Source organism: Rhizobium phaseoli (genome assembly GCF_001664385.1).
Lineage (GTDB): Bacteria > Pseudomonadota > Alphaproteobacteria > Rhizobiales > Rhizobiaceae > Rhizobium > Rhizobium phaseoli.
Genome location: NZ_CP013532.1, coordinates 702065 through 719505, shown reverse-complemented (window position 1 = coordinate 719505; position 17441 = coordinate 702065). Strand labels below are relative to the sequence as shown.

21 protein-coding genes are annotated in these 17441 nt (G+C 61.6%); 7 read left to right on the top strand and 14 right to left on the bottom strand.

All coding sequences use genetic code 11. The features are described 5' to 3' along the window. Window positions 1-89 precede the first annotated feature (89 nt). Complete coding sequence (locus AMC88_RS03540) at window positions 90-2006, top strand: O-linked N-acetylglucosamine transferase, SPINDLY family protein (protein ID WP_012482686.1); 1917 nt, start codon at window positions 90-92, stop codon at window positions 2004-2006. Window positions 2007-2138: 132 nt separating this feature from the next. Here AMC88_RS03540 and fliP read toward each other — a convergent pair whose 3' ends face one another. From fliP to flgF, 13 genes are all read right to left on the bottom strand, one after another. Then, a complete protein-coding gene (fliP, locus tag AMC88_RS03535; RefSeq protein ID WP_064824831.1) occupies window positions 2139-2876 on the bottom strand; it encodes a flagellar type III secretion system pore protein FliP in 738 nt (245 codons plus the stop codon). Continuing rightward, window positions 2873-3379, bottom strand: coding sequence for a flagellar basal body-associated FliL family protein (locus AMC88_RS03530; protein WP_064824830.1), 507 nt, complete (start codon window positions 3377-3379; stop codon window positions 2873-2875). Before AMC88_RS03530 ends, fliP begins: the two co-directional genes overlap by 4 nt. A 12-nt stretch (window positions 3380-3391) precedes the next feature. Then, window positions 3392-4108, bottom strand: a complete 717-nt coding sequence (gene flgH / locus AMC88_RS03525) for a flagellar basal body L-ring protein FlgH (RefSeq protein ID WP_011424030.1) — start codon at window positions 4106-4108, stop codon at window positions 3392-3394. Continuing rightward, window positions 4105-4644, bottom strand: coding sequence for a MotE family protein (locus tag AMC88_RS03520; protein ID WP_016734780.1), 540 nt, complete (start codon window positions 4642-4644; stop codon window positions 4105-4107). The genes flgH and AMC88_RS03520 overlap by 4 nt, the downstream gene beginning before the upstream one ends. Further along, on the bottom strand, window positions 4641-5762 hold the full coding sequence (locus AMC88_RS03515; protein ID WP_012482683.1) for a flagellar basal body P-ring protein FlgI: 1122 nt from the start codon (window positions 5760-5762) through the stop codon (window positions 4641-4643). Before AMC88_RS03515 ends, AMC88_RS03520 begins: the two co-directional genes overlap by 4 nt. Continuing rightward, window positions 5759-6241 carry a flagellar basal body P-ring formation chaperone FlgA gene (flgA, locus tag AMC88_RS03510; protein WP_064824829.1) on the bottom strand — a complete coding sequence of 161 codons (483 nt, stop codon included), beginning with the start codon at window positions 6239-6241 and terminating at the stop codon, window positions 5759-5761. The genes AMC88_RS03515 and flgA overlap by 4 nt, the downstream gene beginning before the upstream one ends. 16 nt (window positions 6242-6257) lie before the next feature. Continuing rightward, window positions 6258-7046 carry a flagellar basal-body rod protein FlgG gene (gene flgG / locus AMC88_RS03505; protein ID WP_010023131.1) on the bottom strand — a complete coding sequence of 263 codons (789 nt, stop codon included), beginning with the start codon at window positions 7044-7046 and terminating at the stop codon, window positions 6258-6260. A gap of 19 nt (window positions 7047-7065) precedes the next feature. Further along, entirely contained in the window at window positions 7066-7407 is a 342-nt protein-coding gene (gene fliE / locus AMC88_RS03500) for a flagellar hook-basal body complex protein FliE (protein WP_010023132.1), read from the bottom strand. 3 nt (window positions 7408-7410) lie between these two features. Next, complete coding sequence (gene flgC / locus AMC88_RS03495; RefSeq protein ID WP_012482680.1) at window positions 7411-7827, bottom strand: flagellar basal body rod protein FlgC; 417 nt, start codon at window positions 7825-7827, stop codon at window positions 7411-7413. 5 nt (window positions 7828-7832) lie between these two features. After that, window positions 7833-8225, bottom strand: a complete 393-nt coding sequence (gene flgB / locus AMC88_RS03490; RefSeq protein WP_012482679.1) for a flagellar basal body rod protein FlgB — start codon at window positions 8223-8225, stop codon at window positions 7833-7835. Window positions 8226-8400: 175 nt separating this feature from the next. After that, the gene (locus AMC88_RS03485) at window positions 8401-8943 is read right to left on the bottom strand and encodes a hypothetical protein (protein WP_012482678.1); all 543 of its coding nucleotides are present in this window, start codon (window positions 8941-8943) and stop codon (window positions 8401-8403) included. A gap of 2 nt (window positions 8944-8945) precedes the next feature. Continuing rightward, window positions 8946-10340 carry a flagellar protein export ATPase FliI gene (fliI, locus tag AMC88_RS03480; protein ID WP_064824828.1) on the bottom strand — a complete coding sequence of 465 codons (1395 nt, stop codon included), beginning with the start codon at window positions 10338-10340 and terminating at the stop codon, window positions 8946-8948. Window positions 10341-10343: 3 nt separating this feature from the next. Then, window positions 10344-11078, bottom strand: coding sequence for a flagellar basal-body rod protein FlgF (gene flgF / locus AMC88_RS03475; protein WP_004672286.1), 735 nt, complete (start codon window positions 11076-11078; stop codon window positions 10344-10346). Window positions 11079-11331: 253 nt separating this feature from the next. On the opposite strand from flgF, the gene motA reads away from it, so the two are divergent. The 6 genes from motA (at window position 11332) to AMC88_RS03445 (ending at window position 16630) form a co-directional block, all read left to right on the top strand. Beyond that, window positions 11332-12204, top strand: coding sequence for a flagellar motor stator protein MotA (motA, locus tag AMC88_RS03470; protein WP_012482675.1), 873 nt, complete (start codon window positions 11332-11334; stop codon window positions 12202-12204). Continuing rightward, window positions 12205-13155, top strand: a complete 951-nt coding sequence (locus AMC88_RS03465; RefSeq protein ID WP_064829858.1) for a FliM/FliN family flagellar motor switch protein — start codon at window positions 12205-12207, stop codon at window positions 13153-13155. It begins immediately after the preceding gene. Window positions 13156-13220: 65 nt separating this feature from the next. Beyond that, window positions 13221-13808: a flagellar motor switch protein FliN gene (gene fliN / locus AMC88_RS03460; RefSeq protein ID WP_012482673.1), complete on the top strand. Its 588-nt coding sequence runs from the start codon at window positions 13221-13223 to the stop codon at window positions 13806-13808. Between the two features lie 27 nt (window positions 13809-13835). Then, a complete protein-coding gene (gene fliG, locus AMC88_RS03455) occupies window positions 13836-14876 on the top strand; it encodes a flagellar motor switch protein FliG (protein WP_064824826.1) in 1041 nt (346 codons plus the stop codon). 228 nt (window positions 14877-15104) lie between these two features. After that, window positions 15105-16184 (top strand): flagellar biosynthesis protein FlhB, encoded by a 1080-nt coding sequence (gene flhB / locus AMC88_RS03450; protein WP_029531633.1) that lies wholly within the window; start codon window positions 15105-15107, stop codon window positions 16182-16184. 5 nt (window positions 16185-16189) lie between these two features. Next, window positions 16190-16630 carry a hypothetical protein gene (locus tag AMC88_RS03445; RefSeq protein ID WP_004672272.1) on the top strand — a complete coding sequence of 147 codons (441 nt, stop codon included), beginning with the start codon at window positions 16190-16192 and terminating at the stop codon, window positions 16628-16630. 58 nt (window positions 16631-16688) lie between these two features. Here the strand turns inward: AMC88_RS03445 and visR are convergent, their stop codons facing one another. Continuing rightward, window positions 16689-17435, bottom strand: coding sequence for a transcriptional regulator VisR (visR, locus tag AMC88_RS03440; RefSeq protein ID WP_012482671.1), 747 nt, complete (start codon window positions 17433-17435; stop codon window positions 16689-16691). Window positions 17436-17441 lie beyond the last annotated feature (6 nt).

Genomic DNA, 17441 nt, shown 5'->3' with positions numbered 1-17441 from the left:
GATCATCCACCCGTTTCGGGGAGGACGGCCCGTACCTGCGCCGGGCGATCGACAGCCATGCCAGAACATTTCCTTCACGGAGTTGGGTTTTGAACAGCAAAGTTTCGTTCTCTGCGGCATCCAGAGATTATCAGGCGGGCCGCTACACACAGTCCCTGGCGACGCTCAACCAGCTCATGGATATCCAGCAGGACGCCAAGACCTACGCGCTGCTGGCCAAGAACCTCGTGCAGCTCGGCTTCAAAGCCGATGCCGCGAAAGCCTATGGCCTGGCCGGCAATTGCGAAGGACCGAACGCCTACGAATATCAGAAGCAGGCTGCCAAGCTCTATTACGAAACCGGCAGCGAGGACGAAGCGCTGCTGATCGCCATGCGCAACCTCACCAGGGCGCAGGAAGATGCCGAGCTCGCCTTCATCATCACCGCGATCTATCTGAAGCGCCAGCAGCGGGATATCATCCGCCCGTTCAAGACGGTGCTGTCGGAAAGCATGAATCCCGATCATATGCGCCTGGCGGCCCTGCTGCTCAGCGACGATCTCAACGACGCAACCAACCAGACGCTTGCCCGCAACCTCTTCAAGCGTTTTCCGGGCAATCACGCCTTCCGCTTTCTCCACCTTGTTTTCGCTCGCGAGTTCAATGATTTCGAAGAGGCAGCCAAGCATCAGGCGGTAATCGACGGAACCCTGGCGAAGGGCGACCTCGATATCCTGCGCAAGGACAACCCCTTCTATCATCTGCACTGGTGCGGCAATGAGAATTTCAACCGATATGCCACGATCGGCACGACCCCGCTCAACCAGGACCGGGTCGCCTCCCGACGCAACCAGCCGCACACCTGGTCGAACAAGATCCGGATCGGCTACATGTCGTCGGACTTCTGGGATCGCCACGCGACGATGAAGCTGCTGCAGCGCATTCTCGAACTGCACGATAAGGACCGGTTCGAGGTGACGCTCTTCTGCCATACCGGCCCGGAATATCTGAAGCACAATGACACTGATCGCAGCCGCTGGGGCAGGATCGTCGACATTCACGGCTTCTCCGACCAGGCGGTTCTGGCAATCGTGCGTGAGCACAATATCGACATCATGGTCGACCTGAAGGGCCATACGTCAGGCAGCCGGGCGGCCGCCTTCAACCAGCCGCTCGCACCCGTGCACGTCGGCTGGCTCGGCTTTCCCGGCAGCACGGTCAACATCGACCTCGACTACGTCATCGGCGACCATTTCGTTTTGCCCGAAGTGGCAAAGCCGTTCTACCACGAAAAATTCTGCCGGCTGCCGGAGAGCTATCAGCCGAACGATCCGATGCATCGTCCGAAGCCACGTCCGGTCACCCGCGAGCAGCTCGGCCTGCCGGAAGACGCCTTTATTTTCGCCTCCTTCAACGGCAACCGCAAGATCACCCATGAGGTCGTCAACAGCTGGTGCCGGATTCTCAAACGGGCGCCGAACAGCGTGCTCTGGCTGATGGCGAATTCGCCACGCAACCAGGCGAACCTGTCGAAGCACTTCCAGACGGCAGGCATCTCGCCGAAGCGGATCATCTTCTGCCCGCGCGCACCCTACGACCAGCATATAGACCGCCAGCAGGCCGCCGACCTCGGCATCGATACTTTCCCGGTCAACGGCCATACGACCACCTCGGAGCAGCTCTGGGGCGGCCTGCCGGTTCTGACCTTCAAGGGCACCAACTTCGCCTCACGCGTCAGCGAAAGCCTGCTGCAGGCGATCGATCTGCCCGAACTGGTCGCCGGCGACCTGCAGGCCTACGAGGATCTCGCCGTCGAACTGGCGCAGAATCCCGGGCGGATCGCGGAATACAAGGCGCGGCTGAAGGAGAAGCGTTATATCGCGCCACTCTTCGACGCCGAACGTTTCTGCAATCATCTGGAGCAGGCCTACGAAATCATGGCCGACCGCGCCAGACAGGGCCTCGCCCCCGAGCATATGGACATTCCGGCGCTGCCGCCGCGCACCGCCCCGTTCGCCTCCGAGTAAGGTTCGACCTGGATGAGAAACCCCGCCGGAGCCATCGTTCCGGCGGGGTTTCCTATTGCAAAAATTCGATGTGTTATGGCGTCCTTTGTGCGTCTGAAAAGACGCGCGGCGCTGTAAAGACCTGGCCAGCGATCAGCTGAACGAGCGCACCAGGCTGCCGACCAGCAGGTTCCAGCCGTCGATCAGGACGAAAAAGAGAATCTTGAACGGCAGCGAGATCGACGTCGGCGGCAGCATCATCATGCCCATCGCCATGGTGATGGTTGCGACGATGAGATCGATGACGAGAAACGGCAGCACGACGAGGAAGCCGATTTCGAAACCGCGGCGGATCTCGGAAATCATGAAGGCGGGGATCAGCACCCGGTAATCGATCGGATCGGACGTCTGGATATTCTGGCCGCGTTCACGCGCCAGATCGACGAACAGCGCCAGGTCCTTGTCGCGGGTATTGGCCGCCATGAAGGTACGGAAGGGTTCGGCGATACGCTGGACCGCCTCGGTCTCGTTGATCTGGTTGGCAAGCAGCGGCTGCACGCCGTTCTGCCAGGCCTGATCGAAGGTCGGCGACATGACGTAGAAGGTCATGAACAGCGATAGCGACAGGAGGATCATGTTGGAGGGGGTCGAGGAGATGCCCATGCCCGAACGCAGGATCGAGAAGGCGATGACGAAGCGCGGGAAGCTTGTCACCATGATCAGTATGCCCGGCGCGACCGAAAGCACGGTCAGCAGGCCGAAGGTACGGATGATCCAGGCGGCGACGGAGCCGTCAACCGGCACGTTCAACAAATCCGTCGGCAGCTGCTGGGCCACCGCCAGTTCCGGTACCGCCATCATGGCGGCTAGGAAAATTATAAATCGAATCATTCGATGACAAATGTCCTGAACATGACCTTCGATACCCGCCCTTGCGAGCGAAGGTCAACACGTTCCTGGATGTCATCCTTGAGATATTGAAAGCCCCGCGGCCCCTCGATCTGCTGGAGGGAAACGGTCCTGATATAGGCCAGGATATCCTGGTGAATATCCTCGGCAACCTTGACGTCGGGCGGCCCGTTGAACAGCAGCGCGACTTCCAGCCGCACCCAGTTTTCCGAGGGGTAGGCGAGGTTCGAGGTGATCGGCTCGAGCTGGACGACGTTGTTGGCCTCGGTCGAGATGTGCGCCAGGCCTTCCTCGGCCTTCTTCTTCGCCTCGGCGTCCTTGGCCTCTTCGGCCTCCTTGGCGACCTTGATCTCGGGCGCGACGATCGTGCCGACCGCCCAGCCGCCGCCGGCGCCGAGCAGGGTCAGGACGGCGACGCCGATGATCGTCATCAGCTGGCCGGATTTCTTCTTCGGTTGACCTGCGCTTAAGTCTGCGTCTGCCATCGTCGTTCGGCCTCAAAGCGGCGAGAAAAGGTCGACGGCCTGCTGGCCGCGCGGAGGCTGCTGCACTTCCATCAGGCGGCCGCGGCCGCCATAGGAGATGCGGGCTTCGGCGATCTTGTCGTAGGAGATCTGGTTTTCCGCATTGACGTCTTGCGGACGCACGATACCGGCGACGTTCAGGATGCGGAGTTCCTGGTTCAGGCGCACCTCCTGCGAACCCGAGATGACGAGGTTGCCGTTTTCGAGGATGCCGGTGACGACGGCGGCGACCAGCAGGGTGAGCTTGTCGGTGCGCTCGATCTTGCCCTTGCCGTCGGTGCTGGTGTCGGAGCCGTAGGTCAGATCGGTCTTGGATTCCGGCGTCCAGCCGAAGATCTGAGCATTGACGTCCCAGTTCATGCCGCTCGAATTTTTGCGGCTGCGGTTGGTCTCGTTGTCGAAGGAGGCCTTGTCGTTGATCTGGATGTCGACGGTCAGGATGTCGCCGACATTTAGAGCGCGCGCATCCTTGAAGAGGGCTGCCTGCGAATCGCTCCACAGCGAATAGCCCTGCGCGACGGCGCGCGGCTGCTTCGGATAGAGCGCCATCTGCGGCGTCTGGCCATAGGCAAGGCCGCTGCCGATCGGGCTCATGGCGGGCGCGCGGCCGATCTCGCTGACCGCCGTCGGAGACTGGCAGCCTGCAAGGAGTGCGAGGGCGGCGATCGCGGCCGGGAAACGCATGTTCATGAAGGATCCTTCGACGTATTGGGATCGGACGCACTGGCGATGATGCTGGCGATGGCCGCCGCCTTCTTCGCGTCCATCTCATTGAGGATGAGGCTCGACTGGCGCGGGCTGAGCCGCATGATCACGGCGGAGGCCACCTCGATGTTCATATCCTGCAGCTGCAGTGCGGCCGCATCCGGCTTCATCTTCTTGTAGATTTCGGTGAGACCAGCCTCTGCCTGCTTCAGGAAATCGTCGCGCCGCTTCAGCCAGTCCTGGTATTCAGCCTTGCGCTTGTCCATCTCGGCGACGCGGGCGTCGATGTCGGCGCGAAGCTTTTCCAGCTCCTGCTTCTGCAGGAGGTAACGCTGATCGCGGGCGGGATCGGCGATGTTGGTGCAGAACTGCTTGATCTCGTCCTGGGAGGTGATGTCTCCCTCCGGATGCTCTTGCGCGAAGGCGCCGGGGATCGACAGCAGCACGAGGCCTGCCGCCGGCAGCGCCAGCCGGCGCAGCAGCTGCAGGACTGTCATCTCGTGGTTCAGGATCGTCTTCATTGCAGCACAAGCTCCGCCTGCAGGGCGCCCGCCGACTTGATGCCCTGGAGAATGGCGATGATGCCATCCGGTTTGACGCCGATATTGTTGAGGCCGGCGACGAGGGTCCTGAGGTCGGGACCGTCGATGATGGCAACGCGTCCGCCGGTCTGCTCGGCCGCAATATCGGTCTGCGGCTGGACGGCGGTCCGACCGCGCGAGAAGGGCTCGGGCTGGATGATCTGCGGCGTCTCGGTGACCTGGACCGTCAGGGTGCCGTAGCTGACGGCGACCGGCGAGACGCGGACATCGGAGCCGATGACGATCGTTCCGGTGCGCTCGTTGATAACAACCTTGGCCGGCGTATCGGTTTCGACAATAAGATTTTCGACATCGGCCATCAGCCGGGTGAGATCGGCCGTGCGCGGTTTCTGGATCACCACTTCCTGCGAATCCTTGGCTTCGGCGACCGGGCCGCCGAAGCGGGCCGAGGCATAACCGTTGACGATATCGGCGATGCGGATCGCCGTCGAGAAGTCGGGATTGCGCAGTTGCAGGACGAGATTGACCGAATCCTTGAAGCGCGAGGGCAACTCGCGTTCGATGATGGCGCCACCGGGCACGCGGCCGGCGGTGGTCACACCTTCGGTTACGGTCGCCGCCTGACCCTGTGCCTGAAAGCCGGAGACGATGACGGCGCCCTGCGCAACGGCGTAGATCTGGCCATCGGCGCCGGAAAGCGAGGTCATGACGAGCGTGCCGCCGCGCAACGACGTCGCGTCGCCGAGCGAGCTCACCGTCACATCGATACGGCTACCGGGGCTTGCGAAAGGCGGCAGGTTGGCAGTGACCATGACGGCGGCGGTGTTCTTGGCGTTCGACTGGCCGCCCTGTGTCGAGATGCCGAGATTCTGCAGCATCGCCCGCATCGACTGCTCGGTGAAGGGCGAAGAGCGGAAACCGTCGCCGGTGCCCTGCAGGCCGACGATAAGGCCATAACCGATCAGCTGATTATCGCGGCCGGCCTGGAGAGAGGCAATATCCTTGATGCGCGAGGTCAGCGCCCAGGCGGGCGCGACGTCGGCCAGGCTCATGGCGAGAACCGCGACAAGGGTCAGGAAACGGAACAGCAATCTCATTTTGCCCTCACATGGACCGTGCCGTCCGCAAGCACCGTGCCGCTGACGATCACACCGGAGTCCATATTGCGGGCGCGGATGAGCTGCCCGGTGGCGCCGTCTTCAAGCGGCGTGCCGGCGGCCGAGATCGTCATCGAGCCGAGCGAGAAGACCAGGCGGATCGAAGAGCCGCGCGTCACGGTATAAGGCTCCCGCAGGCCCGAAACAGCAATGGTGCGGCCCGGCAGCAGCGTGCGCTTGGAGACCAGGCCTTCGACCTGAGAAATGGATTTGGCAAAATCGCCGGCAAGGTTGGGGTTGGTGACCTCGACCTCCTGAAGCTGGCTGGCCGACAATGTATCGCCGGGGTAGATGATTGTCGTCGGGACGACGGCATAACCCATGCCGGCGTCGGCGCCTGCGGGCACCATGATGCCCGCGACTGCGATCATGGCTGCCGCCACCCATCCCGAGATGTGTCCTGCCCGGCAAAACATCATGTTTCGGCCCTTCCCTTTACTTCAGGTTCTTGCTGACGATGGAGGCCATTTCATCAGCGGTGGTGATCACCTTGGAATTCATTTCGTAAGCGCGCTGCGCCGATATCAGCTCGGTGATTTCCTTCACCGGGTCGACGTTCGAAGATTCCAGATAACCCTGCTTCATGTAGGCGAAGCCTTCCTCGTCGGGATTGCCGACAACGGCCTCGCCGGAGGCCGCCGTTTCCTGGAAGAGGTTGTCGCCGATCGGCTGAAGGCCCGCCTCGTTGACGAAGTCGGCAAGCGTCAGCTGACCAAGCACGGTCGTATCGGTAGCGCCCGGCAGCTTGACCGAGACCTCGCCGGAGCGGCTGATGGTCAGCTCGGTCGAGCCTGTGGGAATGGTGATGCCGGGAAGGACCTCGTAGCCGTCAACGGTGACGAGCTGGCCCTGGTCGTTCTTGTTGAAGGCGCCGGCGCGGGTATAGAGCGTGGTGCCGTCGGTCGACTGGATCTGGAAGAAGCCCTTGCCGATCAGCGCCACGTCGAGATCGTTGCCGGTCTGGGTGAGTTCGCCCTGGAGATGCAGATTGCGCACCGCAGACGTCTGAACACCGAGACCGATATTGGCGCCTTCCGGGACCACGGCCTGGTTGGCGCGGTTGGCAACACCCTTGGCGCGTTCGGTCTGATAGAGCAGATCCGTGAACTCGGCGCGGGCGCGCTTAAAGCCTGTCGTGTTGATGTTGGCGATGTTGTTGGCGATGACTTCCAGATTGGTCTGCTGGGCATCCATGCCCGTTGCTGCAATGGCGAGCGCTCTCATGTGTTCGTCCTCAAATCAGTTACATCTGCATCTTGGTGACTTCGAGAAAGGCGGAGACGACCTTGTCGCGGATGGCAATCGCAGTCTGCAACGTCTGCTCGGCCTGGAGCATGGAATCGACGACTTCACGCGTCGTCGCCGTACCCTTGATGCCGGCAAAGGACATGCTTTCGGCGCCCTTCAGGCTGTTGACGGCGTCGCTCGCCATGTTGCCCATGACGGAGGCGAAGTTCACGCCGTTGGCCGCACCCGCGGTGCCCGGCATGGTCGCTGCGGACGATGAGGCGGAATTCTCGGTGTCGACGGCGCCGAGCGCGCGGGTCATCGAAAGGTTGCTGACATTCTGGACGCTGCTGATCATTTATTATTGGCTCTTCAGAAGATCGATCGTTGACGAGATGAGGTCGCGGGTCTGCTTGATGGTCTGCAGGTTGGCATCGTAGGAGCGGTTGGCTTCGCGCATGTCGGCCATCTCGACCAGGACGTTGACGTTCGGCAGCTTGACGACGCCCTTGGCGTCCGCCGCCGGATTGCTTGGGTCGAATTCGGTGCTGAAATCGCCCTCGTCGACGCCGACCTTCTTGACGTTGACCGTCTCGACGCCGCTCGCGCGATCCATCTGCTGGCCGAAGGTGATCGTCTTGCGGCGATAGGGATCGGCGCCGGGCGTGTCGCCGGTCGAACGGGCGTTGGCGATATTTTCCGAGACGATGCGCAGACGCGTCGATTGCGCCTCGAGCCCCGAACCGGCGATTTTCATAGCTGCGGAAAGCGGATCCATGAGAATTACTTCCTGACGGTCATCAGCATCATGCGGTTGAAGGAGCTGACCAGCGAGGTGTTGAGATCGTACTGGCGTTTGATGTCGCCCGACTTCGAAAGCTCCTCAGCCAGTCCGACAGTGTTGCCGGATTCCTGGATGCCGATCTCCTGGTCGAGCGCGGCGTCCTTGACGTCGATATCGCCGGTCTCGCTGAAATCGTTGCCGCTGAAGTGCGCCGGGTTGGTGCGCGCCATGGTGATGTCGGACTTATCAAGCACGGCATCGAAGGGCGTGACGTCCTTGGCACGGAATTTCGGGGTATTGGCATTCGCGATATTGCCGGCAACAACCTGCTGACGGATCGTCAGCCATTCCGCCTGTCGCGAAGCCAAGTCGAAAAGTTGGATCGGTTGCATGAGAACTCTCCGTTTTTACTAGCCCGAACCTAGTGCGGTAATCTTGCGTGGGACTTACCGGAAATCGGGCTTGGCGGCGCTTTCGGCGAGGTCGCACAAAAGGGGGCCGCATAAGAGAAAGGGCTCCTGCCGGTCTGCGGCGGAGCCCCTGTTGCCTTCGGCCTTGCGAAGAGGTTCAGTCGTTCTTGTAGATCTCACCCTTGGAGGTGATGATCACCCATTTGCCGTCCCGCTGCTCCAGCGTCGCAAGGCGGCTTTCGTCGGGCAGGATCGAGCCGATGCGCACCACATACATGCCCGAGGGATCCTCGATCAGCGCCCGGCCGTTGGAGACATGCAGCAGGCGGAAGGAAGACTTGCCGGGGAAAGGCTGCTCTTCCAGCAAGTCACCGCCATCCCGCGCTTTGCCGAGATCGGAGACCGTTGCCGTCGTCAGCGGATCGACCGGCGGAACCTTCTTGGCTGCCTCGTTCTTGTTGACCATGGCAAGCGGCGAAACGCTGAAGACGTTGCGGGCCGGCCAATCCGGCAGTTCGCGCGAATTGCTGCTGGCGGCGACGTTGATGCCGAACTTGTCGGCGTTGAAGAAAACGTACCAGGGGAAAAAGGCCGAAGCGCCGGCAAGCGCCAGGCCGGTGTAGGTGAGAAACCGATCCAGCATCGCGCCTTTCCTGCGCTGCTTCAGCGAAGCGATGCGTTCGTCGTCGAATTCAGCCACGTCTATCTCCTCTGGATGGGTGCGCCCGGATTGCCCATGCCGGCTGCGGCTTTCAGCGCGCCGGCGAGGTCAGCAAAGGCGTCGACCGACTCACGATCGCCCGGCGCCTGTTTCAGGACGTCGTAAATGATGGGGACCTGCTTGACCGCCATGTCGAGGTCGGGATCGGCGCCCTGGCGGTAGCCGCCGATCAGGCGCAGGTCCCGCGTCTCCTCGAAGCGGTGGATCAGCACTTTCAGCCGCGACACCAGCTTCTCCTGGTCCGGCGTCCAGGCCTTGCGGGCAAGACGCGAGATCGAGGCGAGCGGATCGATCGGCGGATAACGCCCCTCTTCGGCGAGGCTGCGCTGCAGGACGATATGGCCGTCGAGGATGCCGCGCGTCGAATCGGCAATCGGGTCGTTGTGGTTGTCGCCGTCGACGAGGATCGAGATGATCGCGGTAATCGTGCCGGCGCCCTCGGGGCCGGGACCGGCGCGCTCGAGCAGGCGCGGCAGTTCGGTGAAGACCGACGCGGGGTAACCGCGCGCGATCGGCGGCTCGCCGGAGGCGGTCGCCACCTCGCGGATCGCATGGGCGAAACGGGTGACGCTGTCGACGATGAAAAGGACGTTCTCGCCCTTGTCGCGGAAATGCTCGGCAATGGTGATCGCCGTCAGCGGCGCCATCTTGCGCAGCATCGGGCTCTCGTCGCTGGTCGCGACGACGGCGATCGCCTTCTTCATGTTGCTGCCGAGCGTATCCTCGATGAACTCGCGCACCTCGCGGCCGCGTTCGCCGACGAGCGCGATGACAACCTTGTCGAATGCGTCGGCACGGGCGAGCATCGACAGAAGCGTCGACTTGCCGACACCGGATCCGGCGAAAATGCCGAGGCGCTGCCCGAGGCAGAGCGGCGAGAAGATGTCGATCGCGCGCACGCCGGTCTTGAATCCTGTTCCGACGCGTTGGCGGGTCATCGACGGCGGCGCGGTGTTGGAGATCGAGCGGCGATCGAGGCCCTCGACGATTGGGCCGTGCCCGTCGATCGGCTCGCAGAGCGAATTGACGGTGCGCCCGCACCAGCTGTCGGACGGCGAAATGCGGAAAGCGCCCTTGCGGATGACGGTATCATGGATGCCGATCGGCTCGCCGGGTTCGATGGGGCAGACGTAGATCAGCTCCGGCTCGACGCGGACGACCTCGCCGAGATGGACGCCGGAGGCGGATTTATGCGCCACGAACTCGCCGAGACGAACATGGCGGGAAAGACCGCGAACGGTGTAGTGGCCGGCGGCAATGGTCTGCACGCGACCACCATGGGCCACCGCGAAGTCGGGCGATGCATATTGGTCGACGAGACCCGCCAGATGCGCCAGCGTCGGGGAAAGGCTGTCCTCGGCCAGTAGCGTGCTCATGCTTTAGCGGCTGCCTCCAAGCGTCTGGACGGCTTCCTTGAATGAATCCTCGCTGTCGCGCATCAGCGACGAGATGCTTTCGAAGGAGCGGTTGACCTCGATCAGCTGGGTGATCTCGCGCATGGCGTTGACGTTGGAGTTTTCCAGATATCCCTGCTCGACGCCGACATTGAAGCGGTCGACCACGGCGCGCGGCTGGTCGGTGGTCATGATGCCGCTGTTTTCGTAGCGCAGGTAACCCTTGCTGATATCGGCCTCGAACAGCCCGAGCGATCCGACCTGGCGGCCGGCCTGATAGATGATTCCGTCGGTGCCGACCGCCGGCTCGCCGGCCTTCGTGTCGAGCTGGATCGGCGCGCCGCCGGCATCGAGAACCGGATATCCCCGGATCGAGACGAGCTCGCCGGTTTCTTTCAGGGTGAAGCGGCCGTCGCGCGTCAGCACGCGGCCGGCCGGCGTATCGAGCGAAAACCAGGCATCGCCCTTGACGGCGAAATCGAGCATGTTGCCGGTATGCTGCAGCTCGCCGTTCTGCTCGTTCAGATAATCATTGCCTTGGGAGACGAAGGCGACCTTGGTGTTCAGCTTGTTCTTGGTGGCCGCCACCATCTCGTCGAACTTCACCTCGGTGGCGCGAAAACCGGTTGTGTTCACGTTCGCCATGTTGTCTGCGATGGTGTTCAGGCGCTTTTCGAGCGCCATCTGCGACGACAGAGAAACATAAAGACCGGATTGCATGTCGGAACGCTCCAAGCATTGGCGATGAACGGAACGAAAAGCCGGGCGTCGTCTGATCTGGTTCGGCCGGAATTTCGCTGAGGCAGCATCTCAGAAACGGGCGCGAACGCCCATTCGTCTCCTTCAGATTGACGGCAGATGCTTGCGCGAAGCTGGTACGCTGAAATGCCCGCATGAGGCCTTTTCATCAGCCTCACGCAAGGCAGAAACCCTATCCGTCTCAAAGAAAAGCAACGTTCAGATTGGGCTGACGATGAACATCATTATCGGATTTATAGTGACTTGCGGCTGTGTCGTCGGCAGCTTCATGGCGATGGGCGGCCACGTGGAGGCTCTGTTCCAGCCCTTCGAATTCGTGATCATCGGCGGCGCCGGCCTCGGCAGCTTCATCATGGCCAATCCGATGAAGGTGGTGAAGGATTCCGGCAAGGCGCTCGGCGAAGCCTTCAAGCACGCGGTGCCGAAGGAGCGCAATTATCTCGACACGCTCGGCGTGCTCTATTCGCTGATGCGTGACCTGCGCACCAAGTCGCGAAACGAAATCGAAGCCCATATCGACAATCCGGCCGAATCGACGATCTTCCAGCAGGCACCCACGGTTCTAAAGAACAAGGAGCTGACGGCCTTCATCTGCGATTACGTCCGCCTGATCATCATCGGCAACGCGCGCAGCCACGAAATCGAGGCGCTGATGGATGAAGAGCTCAACACCATCATGCACGACAAGATGAAGCCCTACCACGCGATCCAGATCATGGGCGATTCCTTCCCGGCAATCGGTATCGTCGCGGCCGTTCTCGGCGTCATCAAGGCGATGGCCCACATCAACGATTCGCCCGAAGTGCTCGGCCACCTGATCGGCTCGGCCCTGGTCGGCACCTTCCTCGGCATCCTGTTGTCCTACTGCGTCTGCTCGCCGCTGGTCTCCCAGATCAAGGTCGTCCGCAACAAGCAGCACCGACTCTACGTGATCGTCAAGCAGACCTTGCTGGCCTACATGAACGGTTCGGTGCCGCAGGTCGCTCTCGAATACGGCCGCAAGACGATCTCGGCTTACGAGCGTCCGTCCATCGACGCCGTCGAACAGGAAATGATGAACCCAGGCGGCGAAAACAAGGCGGCTTAAATGACCATGAGCGATGCTTCGCATGACAAACCGGCAATGGACCCCGCCCTTCTCGCCAAGCTGACAGGCGGGCTTGGCGACAGAGGCCGCGTGTCCAAGATCTGCAGCGCCTTCGGAGAGGTCTACAGCGAGTTCTTTCCCGATGTCATCAAAAGCGAGACCGGCCTCGACGTGACGGTCAATTATCTCGGCTGCGAGATCGGCTACAAGAACCACCTGGTCGATGATCTGAGCGCCAATGTTACCCTGGTCGATGCGACGTTGCGCAACTGGTCGCAGAACATCACGCTTGCCTGCGGCAATGGTTTCGTCATAACGCTGATGGAGCACCTGCTCGGCGCCACCGCCGATACGATCGAGGAACCGGCCGACCGGCTGCTCTCGATCATCGAACTCGATCTGGCGGTCATGGTGTTCGACAAGATCGCCAAGGTGCTGCGCTCGGCGGTCAACGCGCCGGGCGGTTTCGAACCGAGCCTTTCGGCCCCGCACGCCTACGACGCGCGCGCCCGGCCGCCGGAAGACAAGCCGGACGAATTCGCCGCCGCCGTCAACATGTCGCTGACGCTGGCCGGCATCGTTTCGGAATTCTCGCTGATCATTCCGCAGACGGCGCTGCTGAAGACCAAGGTGACGCCGCCGAAGCCGAAGCGTCAGGCCGCCGGCGCCTCGCCTGAATGGACCGAACAGCTCGGCGACCAGGTGCGTCGCTCGCATGTCACGCTCGAGGCCAGGATCAGGCTGCAGGACCTGACGCTGCGGACGATATCGAAGCTGATGGTCGGCGACGTCATCCCCTTCCGCGACAGCGGCGACGTGCGCGTCGAGGTCAGCGCCAACAGCAAGGAACTGTATGTCTGCGAGTTCGGCCGCTCAGGCGAAAACTACATGGTCCGCGTCAAGGATACGATGAACTCGGATGACGAGCTCATCCGCCATTTGATGAATTAGTCGGTTCTCTGGATTTTGGGCTGCAAAGGCAGTTTGAGGCAAGTTTCAACTGGAATAGTGATTTCATGGCAACGAAGAAAACACAGCAGAACAGCGACCTCTCCCTGGATGTGCCGGGCAGCGAAGCGGATCTCGACCAGGCGATCGACGATCTGCGCGGCGTGCTGAAGCAGGACGCCGATGGTGACCTGTCGCAGTTTGGCGGCGACCTGGAGAATGATGCCTTCGGAGCAGGAACGGATTTGGCTGCCTTCGGCGGCGAGATTTCGGATTCCCCTTTCGGCGGCGATGATTTCGGCGGCGATTTCGGCGCTGGCAATGCCAGCCCGGCCGCAGGCATGAATTTCGGCGACAGCTCTTCGTTCGAGACGTCACCGGCGCCGCTCGGCAGCGCGCTGACGTCGAATTTTGAACTGATCATGGACATTCCGATCGATGTCCAGATCATGCTCGGCACCAGCCGGATGCAGGTCTCCGGACTGATGAATCTCAACGAAGGTGCGACGATCGCTCTCGACAAGAAAATCGGCGAACCTGTCGAGATCATGGTGAACGGCCGCAGGATTGCACGCGGCGAGATTACGGTGCTTGATAACGACGACACCCGATTCGGCGTAAAACTGATAGAAGTTTTGAGTACGAAAAAAGCCTGATCCCTGTGGGGACGGAGAGGTTAGACCATGATGGACTTTGACGATTTCGGCGGCGCGCTAGCCGGGAAACCGTTGACCCAGGCTGAAAAGGCGGCGGCGGTCCTTCTCGCCATGGGAAAGGGTGTCGCCGGCCGGCTGTTGAAATATTTTACCCAGGCCGAGCTGCAGACCATTATCGCATCTGCCCAGTCGCTGCGCGCCATTCCGCCGGACGAACTGCTGTCGCTCGTCTCCGAGTTCGAGGACCTCTTCACCGAGGGCGCCGGTCTGATGGACAATGCCAAGGCGATCGAGGCTATTCTGGAAGAAGGCCTGACCCCCGACGAGGTCGACAGCCTGCTCGGCCGCCGCACGGCATTCCAGGCCTACGAGACCTCGATCTGGGATCGCCTCAGCGAGGCGGAGCCGGCATTCGTCGCGCAGTTCCTGCTGCGTGAACATCCGCAGACCGTCGCCTATATCCTTTCGATGATGCCCTCCTCCTTCGGCGCCAAGGTGCTGCTGCAGCTTCCCGACAATCGTCGCGCCGACATCATGAACCGCACGGTGAACATGAAGACCGTCAGCCCGAAGGCGGCGCAGATCATCGAGAACCAGGTGATGACGCTGCTTGCCGAGGTCGAGGCAGAACGCAACGCAGCCGGCTCGACGAAGGTCGCCGATCTCATGAACGAGCTCGACAAGCCGCAGGTCGACACGCTGCTCACCTCGCTCGAATCGATCAGCCGCGAATCGGTCAACAAGGTTCGCCCGAAGATCTTCCTCTTCGAGGACCTCATGTACATGCCGCAGCGTAGCCGCGTCCTGCTGCTCAACGACATTTCGACCGATGTGCTCACCGTCGCGCTGCGCGGCTCGCCGGCCGAGATCCGCGAATCGGTTCTCTCCGCCATCAGCCCGCGCCAGCGCCGCATGATCGAATCGGATCTGCAGAGCGGCATGGGCGGCGTCAATCCGCGCGAGGTCGCCATTGCCCGGCGCGCCGTGGCGCAGGAAGCGATTCGCCTGGCCAACTCAGGCCAGATCGAGCTCAAGGAGGAGGAAGGCGACGCTTCGGCAGCGGCCTAATCTTCCGATACTGTTGACAAATCCGGCCGCCCGAAAGGCGGCTGTTGATCGCCTTGCAACAGACGATTACCCTTCATCGATAGGCCGCGCTCTATAGCGTGTCGCAGAAAACCCGGTTTTCGCGACGCGCTACAGCTCTCTGTTTTGGTGCATGTCGTCATCCCAAAACCGCTGCCCTTGGGTGGCATGCATTCGCTGCGGCCTGTTTCTTTGACGGAGGGCCGCGACTTGGCAGACGATGACAAGGACAGCAAAACAGAAGCCCCGACCGCGAAAAAGCAAACCGACGCCGCGGAAAAGGGCAATGTGCCGTTTTCGCGCGAGCTGTCGATCTTCGCGACCATCCTTGCTACTTTCATCTATCTGGTGTTCTTCCTTCCCGAAAACGTCGGGCGCATGAGCGAAACGCTGCGCGACATTTTCGAGCAGCCCGACCAATGGAAAATCGAGACCGGGCCGGACATCCTGGCGCTTTTCGTCCGGCTGGGCTGGGCAAGCGCTGCGCTGCTGGCACCTGCCTTCATCCTGCTCATGGTCTTCGGCATCGCCTCCTCGATCTTCCAGAACCTGCCGACGCCGGTGCTGGAGCGCATCCGGCCGCAGGCTTCGCGCATCTCGCCGATGAAGGGCTGGTCACGGCTCTTCAGCCTGCCCGGCCTTATCGAGTTCGGAAAGTCGCTATTCAAGGTCGTCGTCGTCGGGGTGATCCTGTTCTTCGTGCTCAGGAGCGAATATTTCGGCTCGATCGACGCGATGTTTTCCGATCCGCAGACGATCCTCGTCAGGATGATGACGGCGATGCGCAAGATCATCATCGTCATGCTGATCGCCACCGCAATCGTCGCCATCGCCGATTTTTTCTGGACGCGCCATCATTGGTTCACCGAACTCAAGATGACGCGTCACGAAGTGAAGGAAGAAAACAAGCAGGCGCAGGGCGATCCCTTCGTCAAAAGCCGGCAGCGCTCGCTGATGCGCGACCGCGCGCGCCGGCGCATGATCGCCAACGTGCACCGGGCAACACTCGTCATCGCCAACCCGACACACTACGCCGTGGCGCTGCGTTACGCGCGTGAGGAGAACGACGCCCCGGTGGTGCTGGCAAAGGGCCAGGACCTCATTGCGCTGAAAATCAGGGAGATCGCCGAGCAGAACGGCATCCCGGTGTTCGAAGATCCGCCGCTTGCGCGCTCCATGTTTGCGCAAGTCTCGGTCGATAGTGTCATACCGTCAGTCTTCTATAAGGCCGTTGCGGAGCTCATCCACAGGGTTTACGCCGCAGACGCCAAGAACAAACGGGTAAGATAAGCCGAATGAAAAAATGCCCTCACTCTGCCCAGCGTGAAAAGATCCTCGCAGACGCGATCAGCCCGGTCGCCACCGAACTGCGCCTTCTGGATGCTTCTGACCTTATTTCACTGCTGCGCTTCGAGTATTACGGCAATCTGGCCGATCTCGTCGCGTCGGCCGCGGAGCTTTTCTTTCATCCGGGCACGGTCAATTTCGGCCTGGGCGGAAACTATACGCTGGAATGGGGCGGCAAGCCGGAGGTCGTTCTCGACCTGGAAATCAAGCCGCGCGGCGTCACCGTCTATGCCCAGCTCACTCTTGCCGAGGATCATGCCGGCATCGAAATCAACCACATCGCCTTCCAGGATCCCTCTCCCGACCCCGACGAGAATACTGTCTTCCTGGAAAGGAGCCTTCGGCAAGCCCGTTACAGCCTGAAACCGCCGCGCGCGCTCGCCAGCTGAGCGGTCTTGATCAATCAAGCTTTGGCGCCGTCTTGCGTGAACGCCGGCAGGCGCTGCCTCAACTGATGTAGCCGAGCCGGATCGCCTTGGCGATCGCCTGGATGCGGTTGACGGAATCGAGCTTGATCGTCGCCGAGCCGAGATAGGCGTTGACCGTGTGCACGGACAGGCCGAGCTTTTCGGCGATCTCTTCGCTGATGCGCCCGTCGCCGGCAAGCTGCAGACAGGCGATCTCACGTTCGCTCAGTGCTTCGGCGGCGGCCGTGCGGCGCTCGTCGAGCGAGAGTAGATCCATCATGATATGGCAGCAGCGACCATGCAGTTCGACGATCATGTCGCTTGAAGGGTCGATGTCATCGCCGGTAAACAGAATGAAGCCATTGCCGACGGCGCCGAGTCGCACCGGAAAGGCAAGGCCGGAAAAAGGCAGGATGCCATCCCTCAGGCGCGTCATGAACGGCGCGAAGTCGGCCGGTCCGGGGGCCGCCCGGTCATGGGCACCGGCCCATGAAAGCGGCAGCAGCGACTTTTCGATATGGTCGAGAAGGATATCGCCATAGGCATCCGTGAAGGCCTTGCCGAAACCGGCATTGGAAGATCCCCAGTTCTCGAGCTCGCAGACGAGGCGCTGCTTCGCCGGCAGGCCGGAGCCGCTGACGCGGTAGATCGCGAAGCCCTGGGCATCGGCGAGTTTCTGCATCGCGATCAGCCGCGGAAAAAGGTCGGACCGGCTGGAGATCCTGTTCACCCGCACCATGCGGAGCGGATCGGCGCCGTTCATCACCCTGCTTGATGGATGCCCCATGGATCC

What these genes read in the sequence shown, in the direction of transcription:
- fliP (WP_064824831.1), bottom strand. Translation starts at nt 2,876, where the DNA reads ATGATTCGATTTATAATTTTCCTAGCCGCCATGATGGCGGTACCGGAA.
- AMC88_RS03530 (WP_064824830.1), bottom strand. Translation starts at nt 3,379, where the DNA reads ATGGCAGACGCAGACTTAAGCGCAGGTCAACCGAAGAAGAAATCCGGC.
- flgH (WP_011424030.1), bottom strand. Translation starts at nt 4,108, where the DNA reads ATGAACATGCGTTTCCCGGCCGCGATCGCCGCCCTCGCACTCCTTGCA.
- AMC88_RS03520 (WP_016734780.1), bottom strand. Translation starts at nt 4,644, where the DNA reads ATGAAGACGATCCTGAACCACGAGATGACAGTCCTGCAGCTGCTGCGC.
- AMC88_RS03515 (WP_012482683.1), bottom strand. Translation starts at nt 5,762, where the DNA reads ATGAGATTGCTGTTCCGTTTCCTGACCCTTGTCGCGGTTCTCGCCATG.
- flgA (WP_064824829.1), bottom strand. Translation starts at nt 6,241, where the DNA reads ATGATGTTTTGCCGGGCAGGACACATCTCGGGATGGGTGGCGGCAGCC.
- flgG (WP_010023131.1), bottom strand. Translation starts at nt 7,046, where the DNA reads ATGAGAGCGCTCGCCATTGCAGCAACGGGCATGGATGCCCAGCAGACC.
- fliE (WP_010023132.1), bottom strand. Translation starts at nt 7,407, where the DNA reads ATGATCAGCAGCGTCCAGAATGTCAGCAACCTTTCGATGACCCGCGCG.
- flgC (WP_012482680.1), bottom strand. Translation starts at nt 7,827, where the DNA reads ATGGATCCGCTTTCCGCAGCTATGAAAATCGCCGGTTCGGGGCTCGAG.
- flgB (WP_012482679.1), bottom strand. Translation starts at nt 8,225, where the DNA reads ATGCAACCGATCCAACTTTTCGACTTGGCTTCGCGACAGGCGGAATGG.
- fliI (WP_064824828.1), bottom strand. Translation starts at nt 10,340, where the DNA reads ATGAGCACGCTACTGGCCGAGGACAGCCTTTCCCCGACGCTGGCGCAT.
- flgF (WP_004672286.1), bottom strand. Translation starts at nt 11,078, where the DNA reads ATGCAATCCGGTCTTTATGTTTCTCTGTCGTCGCAGATGGCGCTCGAA.
- motA (WP_012482675.1), top strand. Translation starts at nt 11,332, where the DNA reads ATGAACATCATTATCGGATTTATAGTGACTTGCGGCTGTGTCGTCGGC.
- AMC88_RS03465 (WP_064829858.1), top strand. Translation starts at nt 12,205, where the DNA reads ATGACCATGAGCGATGCTTCGCATGACAAACCGGCAATGGACCCCGCC.
- fliN (WP_012482673.1), top strand. Translation starts at nt 13,221, where the DNA reads ATGGCAACGAAGAAAACACAGCAGAACAGCGACCTCTCCCTGGATGTG.
- fliG (WP_064824826.1), top strand. Translation starts at nt 13,836, where the DNA reads ATGATGGACTTTGACGATTTCGGCGGCGCGCTAGCCGGGAAACCGTTG.
- AMC88_RS03445 (WP_004672272.1), top strand. Translation starts at nt 16,190, where the DNA reads ATGAAAAAATGCCCTCACTCTGCCCAGCGTGAAAAGATCCTCGCAGAC.
- visR (WP_012482671.1), bottom strand. Translation starts at nt 17,435, where the DNA reads ATGGGGCATCCATCAAGCAGGGTGATGAACGGCGCCGATCCGCTCCGC.